The sequence below is a fragment of the Nostoc sp. CCY0012 genome (assembly GCF_963920855.1).
GTDB lineage: Bacteria > Cyanobacteriota > Cyanobacteriia > Cyanobacteriales > Nostocaceae > Cyanocohniella.
In genome coordinates this window covers 1-572 of the sequence record NZ_CAWUDM010000255.1, presented here as the reverse complement: position 1 = coordinate 572, position 572 = coordinate 1, and the positions used below count along the sequence as shown (strand labels likewise).

Annotated in this window: 1 protein-coding gene; it reads left to right on the top strand. The window is 37.6% G+C overall.

All coding sequences use genetic code 11. The features are described from left to right. Nucleotides 1-56: 56 nt before the first annotated feature. Nucleotides 57-299 carry a hypothetical protein gene (locus ACM0OS_RS29020; protein ID WP_414546628.1) on the top strand — a complete coding sequence of 81 codons (243 nt, stop codon included), beginning with the start codon at nt 57-59 and terminating at the stop codon, nt 297-299. Nucleotides 300-572 lie beyond the last annotated feature (273 nt).

The following is a 572-nucleotide window of genomic DNA, read 5'->3' as shown; positions in this document are numbered from 1 at the left end:
TAGGGTGTTGACTTTGAGAGCTTAAGGGTGGTAGCTTCTCAGGCAAGAACTATGTAGTGCAATCAAAATTAATGCAAGAGTTTAAAAGCCCAAGCAGTCGGTTGGCAAGGCTATTTCACAAGGGTCGAGACAATTGGAAACTCAGAGCCTTGGAAAAGCAGAAAAAACTTAGAGCATTAGACATAAAAGTGAGAGATTTATCTGCGTCAAGAGATTATTGGAAGAATCGAGCCAAGATTGCTGAAGAAAAACTACACAAAGCAAACATAGAAACAGGCTTGGAAAAAAAAAGAGATTGATCCAAAAGGAGAGTTAGTTGCCAAGGGGCATCATTATTCAGTCGAAACCATACAAATCTCAGTACAACAAGTTATCAAGTGTGGCAGCAGTTATAGAGGGGTTGAAAAGACATTGGAGTTGTATAAAGAAATTTTATCTAAAGATACGCCTAGCTTTAGTAGCGTTAGGAAATGGTTAGGGAGAATTGGGTTGTATGAACTCAATAGAGATAAAGAATATCGAGATGATTGGATTTTTATTGTTGATTTGACGGTAGAACTAGGAAAAGAAAA